Consider the following 7937-nt stretch of genomic DNA (forward strand, 5'->3'; position numbering starts at 1 on the left):
ATTTATTCACAAACATAAACGATTTATAAATAAAAAATCAGTTTGCTTATTTCTGGAAACTGCACTGTTAGCAGCATAAAGAAGAGTAGGATCTAAATGACAATCTCGACTAGTTAAACAAGACTCTAGATATAGTTTGTTAACTATTTACCAAATTTGCTAGTTCAGTGATTGCATACTTTAATTCATCCTTTGTGTTGTAAAAATGAGGAGCCATCCTTATTACATCTTTTCTTGCAGAAACAATAATCTTCTTTTCTCTTAGTATCTCTTCGATTTTTAGAGAATTGTCCATATAAAAAGAGGTCATACCTGAGCTAAATTCAGCTGATAATGGACCAATAACTTTTAATCCTTTTTGAGATCCAAATCCTCTAGTAAATTCAGCTAAATCTTTCAAGTATGATTGAATATTATTTATCCCAACTTTAAGCAACAAATTAAGTGCCTCGTATGCTGCATAAATGCTAATAAAAGAAGGTGTACCTGTTTCAAAACGGCGAGCTCCAGGAGCATAAACAGAATTAAAAATATCAAATTTTGTTTTATTTTCTTGTCCAAACCATCCAGTATGTCTAGGTTTTAAATTCTCAGCAAGTTCTTTCTTTATATACAAAAAAGCTACACCTGGTATGCCTAACATATATTTGCGTGTTCCCGTACAGAGAATATCTATATTCATTTCTTTCACATTAATTGGGATATGACCTGCGGATTGATACGCATCAACAAATAAAAGAGACCCTTTTTTATGAACAATATCGGCAATCTCTTTAAGGTTTTGCATATATCCGTTATAGTAAGATACGTGGCAGATACACGTAAGTAACGTATTCTCCGTTACTTCTTTTTCATATTGTTCCAATGGCAATATTCCATTAGAAGAACGCATAAGAGAGATATTAGCTCCATCCTGTTCTTGTGCAAGCCAAATATGACCAACAGTAGGGAAATCAATATCAGTTAAGACAATTTTATTTTTATTTTTTTCATACGGTAGGCAAGTGGCTATGGCAGAAAGAACATCAGATACGGAGGTTAATATAGCAACTTCATCTATTTCAGCATTAATAAGTTCTGCAAATTTCTCTCTGGTAGCTTCAACTTTTAAAATCGCTTGATTCCAATTACTGCCTGACGAAAGTAAACTATTATGATATTCTTCAATAGCTTGTGAAACAGGTTGAGCAAGTGCACCTTGAGAACAACTAGCTAAATGTACATACTTAGATAAAACAGGGAATAACAAACGATATGAATTAAATGGATTATTCATCTTCCTCCCCCTTTTAAATAACTGTATTATTCTGCTTTCAAACCGACAATTCCTTCTTTCGCTATCCTGCCACGTTAGTGGAACAAGGAAAGCGACTGCCCTTATTGAACAATCGCACCCCGTTAGCTTAAGTACCACGATTCACAATCTCATTTTTACCAAAGCTTATCAATAAGTTGTGATTCATTTACTTCAAGGATTTCGATGTTATTGCAATAAAAATCAATATCCCTATTTTCAAAACCCCGAACCTGGAATTTAATATTCTCCCAACTCTTATCACGAAAATCCACAACTTCCAACCCTGATAATTGGATTACTGTTCCGCCAGCTATCATCTCAAAGTTTTCCACCCTGTTAAAACGAATTTTTACCTCAAATCTCTGGGCTTCTTTAGGATCATAGATAAAAGTCATATCTACATTTGTCCGATTTCTTTCGTCAAATAAGGCTATGTTATCAAACTCTATGAAGTATCTAATATCTGTGATGTATTCTAAATCAAGAAATGAAAATTCGGGAGAAATATCCGTCAATAAATTCATATTTTCAATTTTCAGCAAAGTAATCCCCCCATTTATTTTAATATTGATGTCCTTAACATTTTTCAAAAGGTCGAAGAAATGAATTAAAAGCTGCCATAATATGACCCAAAAATTATCAGGTGTATTGAATGAATACACCTCTAACTTCGCTCATTACTTTTATGAATTCGCTGTTCTTCCTTATATCTCCTTTTTATGCTAAACTGCTTTGTTACTTCAATAAGATAAATTGTTTTTCTTTAGTGTTGAACGTATTTCATAACCAAAATCGCTTGGAAAAATTTCAACAAAACCGATTTTACCTTCGTAAACTTCAATTGTTCCTATTCCTTCAAATTTAAAACCTTCAAGTTTATCTTCGTTTTCTACATACTCAGTAAGATAAAATGAACCACAATCGGGGTCAGCACACTCGCAAAGTCCTTTTATTCGAAGATTATCAACTTGATTTGCTAAGTCAATTCGATATTTGTTAATAAAGTAGTCTTTAATTATTTTTGCTAAATTAGGTAAAACATTAATAAGCTGAGGGTAAGTTTCCAAAATGACCAACACCTTTTTCGACTCAATTATAGTTATTTTAACAGTTGTTCTTCTTCAACTATACTGCTTACGTTAGTACAATTAGAAAAAGCTGCCTCAATGACAGCCTTTATCTTCAACTCTTGCACCCGTTACTTTAATAAGGTTATTCCTCATAAAGCCAATCAAAATCATCGTGAAGAATATACTCTTCTTCCTCTAAGGTTATATAATAATCAGAACAAACAATATCTAATTCTTTATAATCAACACCATAATCAATACCTAAATATATATGCTTTATAGCTTTATTTTCCTTCGCTTTAGCAGGTAACTTGTCAATTACATTAGAGGTATTTAACACCGCTGAACGATAAAATTCACTCCACTCATCCCACTCAAAACTATAAGGAATGTTTGCATAGATAACATTTTCAAATTTCAAAGTTCCTTTCTTTACACAATAGGTAAACCCGCCTGGTCTATCTATTCGAGATATGGGCTTTAAAATTTTGAAAGTAATACTTTTTTCACGATGGTTGATACATAATTCCTCAATTACAGTATCGTATAATTCTAGATCATCATTATCCATATAATCTTCCATAGATTACACCACCATTTTGTACTTTTTTATCTCTAATTCGTTATGGAAATTAATTATTCCTTCTTCAACTATCCTGCTAACCTGCACCATTAGTTGAACAAGATTTTCAATATACAAGGACGTTAAGCCATTGACCATCGGGACCAATGGTTATATGAGGAATTTTATTGGATTCAAATATTTTGTATATATCCAAACTCTTCTTGGTTAAATTACTAAATTGGTCTGATACATCAGTCTCGGAAAAAACCAAATAGTCGATTGTGGTGGATCTTAAATAAAAATCGTAAATATATTTTTTGAAACTGTCTTTTACATAACCCATACAACCCATTTCCCGTGGAAAAGAACGAGGTAAAGGGAATTTATTAACTTCAATAAAGTCTTTTGAAAGTTCATTTAATAGGTCTTGTTCGCATTTAGGAATAATCGCATAGATATAACAATCTTGCTTGTAAAAACTATTGATTATGCTTACAAATTCTTGTTCATCAATTTCTTCATCGAGTAGTATTTCCTGTTTTTTCGGAATGCTTTTCAAAGTCCCATCACCCCTTTCTTATGATTATACAATTAGACTGGAGATGTTTCCTTCTTCTAGTTAAACAAGAAAATGCCGCTGTTATTTATTGTATTGTATTTGGGAATTCCTGATAAGTTTGTCTAAATTCCGAACCTTTGCAAATAAGAGGAATTTTTATTCTGTATTCCACAATCACAAGACCTTTTTAGCCCTATAATAAAGACAATAAATAAAGATTAAATTAGGTGGTTCATTCAATATGGTTGATTTATTACGTAAGGAACAAATCTGCATACTTAAAGTAAAAGCACTCGCAATGTTAAACCAGGTAATTGATGACGAACTTTATTCGAAAAAAATGCTGATTCGTGACTTAACTAATCTCTTAGTTTTTCTTGATCAAATGGAAGATGAAGTCCTGCCAGTTGTTTTAGAAGAATAAAAAATTGTTGGTGCTGCTTTTAATTAACTCAAACAGATGATGTCAATGAATCTCCTGGCTTTCCATTAATAAAAAAAACAAGTATTTTAAAAGGCTGTCGTATGTAGGCAGCCTTTCATTATTGAGTGATCTTGCTAACCTGCTTCTTTAGTTGAACAAGAAAAAAAGCCTTACTCCTTGTTGAAGTAAAGCACCAGTTAGTGAAAAAAGAAAAGTCTAAATTTTATTGTAGCCCCGTTAGTTACAACTGGAATTGTTTATGTAAAAAATTTCCTAATTACTTAATAAGTACACCAAAAGACATTATCGACTATCGGTTCAAAGTTAGATACCTTTATGAAATTCAATAGAATGTCTGTTTTATTTGTTCCAATATATTCATCTTCATCAACATTATAATATTGAATAACTTCGACCTTATAAACGCCACTATCAATCTCAATTCTATAATTTGAGCAATTTTTATCAGGTACTTTTTCATCTTCAAACTGAGCTGCCATCGTGAGGCACCCATAGTCAACCAAATATAATTGATTATCCGTTACCCTTATGTAGCCTACAGCTCTCCGAAAGCATTTAGGATTAATTTCTTCAGTTCCAAGTTTTATGTCAACGTTCCAAGAATGTTCAATACCTTCTTCAGTCATTTGAAAAACCAAAATATGTCCTTTTTTTATTTCATTTGCAAAATGCTGTAGGAGAATATCCAACTCCCAATCTTCATCCACGAATGATTTATATTTTTCAGCATTAGCTACCCCAATAAAATTGGTATCATCAAATACCATACAATATTTCATTGTTTTTTCTCCTTTTTTCAATTTTGAATAAAATAAATTCGATTAACTGAACCGCCCTCTTGTATGGACTAGAAATGACAATATCTATGTTTTCTTTTTCAAGAATGTTAGTAATTCTTTCTACATCAGAAAAACCTCTATTAGATAAAGGTCTTCCTAATTCATCAGGTGTATATGTAGAATGTGCGTGTCGTACAAAGTACAAATTAGTAAGCAAAATTGTCCTCTCCAATATAATTTTCTTTATATTATTTAACATCAATAATTATTTACCTTCTTAAAGTAACCGGCCCCATAGTTCAATAACTAATGTTTTCATTTCTATAATGAAGTCAATAATTCCTCTAAATAAAGCCATTTTAGGAGGGATTTATTTTGCTATTATCAAAAGCTTGGGAACTTTACGAATCGGATAAAAGGATTGAAGGGTTCTCTCCACAAACACTAAAAGCATATAGACTTCAATCAAAGCTACTCATTCAACATTTTAACGATGTGAGTATTGAATCTGTGACAACGAATCATTTGAAAGGATACTTAGCCAAATCCAGCGAACACTTAAAACCATCAAGTTTAGCTCATCGAATCCGGTTCATTAAATCAATATTTCGTTGGTCACACGAAGAAGGGCATATTTCAAAGAATCCAGCTACAAAAATCAAAGAACCTAAACAAGGTAAACGAATTCCAAAATATTTAACAGAGAGGGAAATCGAGCTTTTGAGGGAAGCGTGCTTTACTCCAGTGGAGAAGGCGTTATTTGAATTTATGTTTTCAACAGGGTGTAGAATAGGTGAAATTGTCTTCCTTGAAAAGAATTGTATTAATTGGTCAAATCGCTCAGCAATAGTGATTGGAAAAGGAGATAAAGAAAGGGAGGTTTATTTCAATATACTGTGAAATCTGGCTGAAACGATACCTAGACCAACAGAAGGATAAAGATCCAGCAATATTTGTCACTGAACTGTACCCGCATAAAATGAGTATTGCTCAAATGAGATACATTATAAAGCGAATTTCAAGTCGGGCTGGGATTAACAAGGAAATTCATCCACACCAACTACGCCACAGTTATGACACACACCTATTGAACAATGGAGCTCCCATTGATGTTATTCAAAGTTTGCTAGGGCACGAAAAAAGCGAAACCACTAGGATTTATGCTCAATTAAGTGGGAGTATTAGAAAAGAATTTTATGTAAAATATTTTTAGAAAACAAGAAAAGCAACGGACATCCGCTGCTTTTTTGTACTATTGCACCCGTTACTTTAATAAGCATTAGTTATTTCTTTTTCTTTTCAAAAAAGGATTGGAAACCATACAAAAGAAATGCTTTGTAAAAGAAGAATAAGAAAAATTGGGAATAATAAACTCTATCATCAATTAAAAAAAAGTACTTCGAATAAGAAAAACAAAGGGAGATTTTAGTCTTCCTATGTTTTCATTCATATTATTTATCTGTTTGTTTTTGCTTCTTTTTCAAATACTCCGCACGCATTTTTTCAAGTTGCTGCTTTTTATCAAATTTGGCAGGCGTCTGTTTTTCATGAAACTTTGTCACAGCTACCTGACCTTTGGAATCCAATTGATATTTTCCCACTTTGTTCACCTACTTTTCCTGTCTTTAAAGAGAATCTATTCAACAAATATAATATACCTTATTTTACTGAAGTAAATGCTAATAACCATTACGTTCTCGATGATTTCAAATTTAGGTTCTGAGGGGAAATATTGTTTTTTTTGCAAAGTCTTTTTACTACTTGTTTAAAAAAATCTACATCCCCAATATTTTTCTCCAAAAAATCACCCCTTGTTATTAACTTTTCTACTTATATCTATCTTAATCCAAATATTACCTTATTCAACTAACCTGCTTCGTTAGCACAATTAGAAAAAGCTGCCGCAACGACAGCCCTGTTCTTCAACTCTTGCAACCGTTAGCTTAAGAACTTAGCTTTCAGTTTTGCTTTTTAATTGTTTTATTAGTTCAATTACCACAAAAACAAATATAAGTGCTCCTAATGTACCGTATACATATCTGTGGTCTTTAAAATTCAATATCGATACAATCAAAGATAAAATTGCTGAAATCATTAACCTTATTTGCCCCATACTATTACCTCTCGTGTTTGTTTCGCTCAAGCACCCGTTCACTTAACAAGGACTAGTTAAAAGATAAATATTCTAACAATAATTTTCTAGTCTTTTCATTTTTCATATATTCATCGTAAAATGTTGGATAATTAGAGATGTTTTCTTCTAAAAACCGATATTGTCTAAAAATGTCAAAGAAGGATAATTTAAGCCAATCTAATTGACCTTGAGGGATTTTGCTTTGATTTCCCCTAAGAACATAACTTAAACATCCAGATATATTCATCCAATAAGTGTTTAAATCAGCGTTTAAACAATCTTTTTTCGAAAATTTCCTTTTGAAGTCCTTTTGCATCTTATCTGTATCTTTAGAAGGAAAAGGATTCATTAAAATTTGTTGCATAGAATTCAATTCTTCAAAAATTTGCGTTTTATCTATATCAAACACCACCAATTTGTAATATTACATATTTTATTTTACCATTTCTTCTTCCACTAACCTGCTCCGTTAGTGGAACAAGCAAAAAAAGGCTGCCGCAGCAACCCCTTGTTGAACTCAAGCACCCGTTAGTGCAACAAGTACACATATAAAAATTTATCTCTAAATTGTGGAATCTTATTTTCTATCTACTACTCGACTAACTATTTCAGTTACGGCAGCTCTACTCATTTTTTCCTTCCCTTCTGTTAAAGCATCAAGTGTACCATGAGCAAGTGCTATCGGGATTTTACAAAAATTAAGGATCGGACCGGGTTTAATATCCTCTAAATAAACGTCAGCCAATGCTAGGTTACGTCGGGCGTACATAAACATATCTTCTAACTCCCATCCATCGGGAAAGAAATCAACACCGCGTTCTAAATCTTCAGAACGATTGCGAAGAATATTGACAGACTGTAAGCCACGACCAAAGGCTATTGATAGTTCCTTGTCCGTTTCAACAGCATCATACCACTTCCAAATATCAGAGAGCATAACTCCTACCAAACCTGCAACGTAGAATGTGTATTCATTCAAATCTTCTTCATTCTTAATCCGCCACTCTTTTAAAGCCCAGTCTGCCATCCCCTTCGCCATAGTAGATGTGGCATTCGAAATATTCTCTACAATTGCCGGTGGACAAAGA

Annotated in this window: 11 protein-coding genes and 1 pseudogene; 2 read left to right on the top strand and 10 right to left on the bottom strand. The window is 32.6% G+C overall.

All coding sequences use genetic code 11. The features are described 5' to 3' along the window. Positions 1-139: 139 nt before the first annotated feature. From ACSU6B_RS22675 to ACSU6B_RS22695, 5 genes are all read right to left on the bottom strand, one after another. Positions 140-1276 carry an aminotransferase class V-fold PLP-dependent enzyme gene (locus tag ACSU6B_RS22675; RefSeq protein WP_410888541.1) on the bottom strand — a complete coding sequence of 379 codons (1137 nt, stop codon included), beginning with the start codon at positions 1274-1276 and terminating at the stop codon, positions 140-142. Positions 1277-1431: 155 nt separating this feature from the next. Beyond that, entirely contained in the window at positions 1432-1839 is a 408-nt protein-coding gene (locus ACSU6B_RS22680) for a hypothetical protein (RefSeq protein ID WP_410888542.1), read from the bottom strand. Between the two features lie 198 nt (positions 1840-2037). Continuing rightward, positions 2038-2364, bottom strand: a complete 327-nt coding sequence (locus tag ACSU6B_RS22685; RefSeq protein WP_410888543.1) for a hypothetical protein — start codon at positions 2362-2364, stop codon at positions 2038-2040. A 145-nt stretch (positions 2365-2509) separates the two neighbouring features. Next, entirely contained in the window at positions 2510-2950 is a 441-nt protein-coding gene (locus ACSU6B_RS22690; protein WP_410888544.1) for a hypothetical protein, read from the bottom strand. Positions 2951-3056: 106 nt separating this feature from the next. Then, complete coding sequence (locus tag ACSU6B_RS22695; protein ID WP_410888545.1) at positions 3057-3491, bottom strand: hypothetical protein; 435 nt, start codon at positions 3489-3491, stop codon at positions 3057-3059. Between the two features lie 241 nt (positions 3492-3732). On the opposite strand from ACSU6B_RS22695, the gene ACSU6B_RS22700 reads away from it, so the two are divergent. Beyond that, a complete protein-coding gene (locus ACSU6B_RS22700; RefSeq protein ID WP_410888546.1) occupies positions 3733-3915 on the top strand; it encodes a hypothetical protein in 183 nt (60 codons plus the stop codon). A 281-nt stretch (positions 3916-4196) separates the two neighbouring features. Here the strand turns inward: ACSU6B_RS22700 and ACSU6B_RS22705 are convergent, their stop codons facing one another. Next, entirely contained in the window at positions 4197-4703 is a 507-nt protein-coding gene (locus ACSU6B_RS22705) for a hypothetical protein (RefSeq protein WP_410888549.1), read from the bottom strand. Next, entirely contained in the window at positions 4693-4974 is a 282-nt protein-coding gene (locus ACSU6B_RS22710; RefSeq protein WP_410888550.1) for a histidine phosphatase family protein, read from the bottom strand. The genes ACSU6B_RS22705 and ACSU6B_RS22710 overlap by 11 nt, the downstream gene beginning before the upstream one ends. Positions 4975-5090: 116 nt before the next feature. On the opposite strand from ACSU6B_RS22710, the pseudogene ACSU6B_RS22715 reads away from it, so the two are divergent. Further along, positions 5091-5928: pseudogene (locus ACSU6B_RS22715) on the top strand (tyrosine-type recombinase/integrase). Between the two features lie 238 nt (positions 5929-6166). Here ACSU6B_RS22715 and ACSU6B_RS22720 read toward each other — a convergent pair. The 3 genes from ACSU6B_RS22720 to ACSU6B_RS22730 form a co-directional block, all read right to left on the bottom strand. Next, the gene (locus ACSU6B_RS22720; protein WP_173068464.1) at positions 6167-6316 is read right to left on the bottom strand and encodes a hypothetical protein; all 150 of its coding nucleotides are present in this window, start codon (positions 6314-6316) and stop codon (positions 6167-6169) included. A 564-nt stretch (positions 6317-6880) separates the two neighbouring features. Next, positions 6881-7213, bottom strand: a complete 333-nt coding sequence (locus ACSU6B_RS22725) for a YxiJ family protein (protein WP_410888547.1) — start codon at positions 7211-7213, stop codon at positions 6881-6883. A gap of 213 nt (positions 7214-7426) precedes the next feature. Next, positions 7427-7937 (bottom strand): squalene/phytoene synthase family protein (locus tag ACSU6B_RS22730; protein WP_410888548.1); only part of this gene is annotated, 511 nt, incomplete at its 5' end.

The organism is Neobacillus sp. C211 (genome assembly GCF_051842875.1).
Classification (GTDB): domain Bacteria; phylum Bacillota; class Bacilli; order Bacillales; family Cytobacillaceae; genus Neobacillus.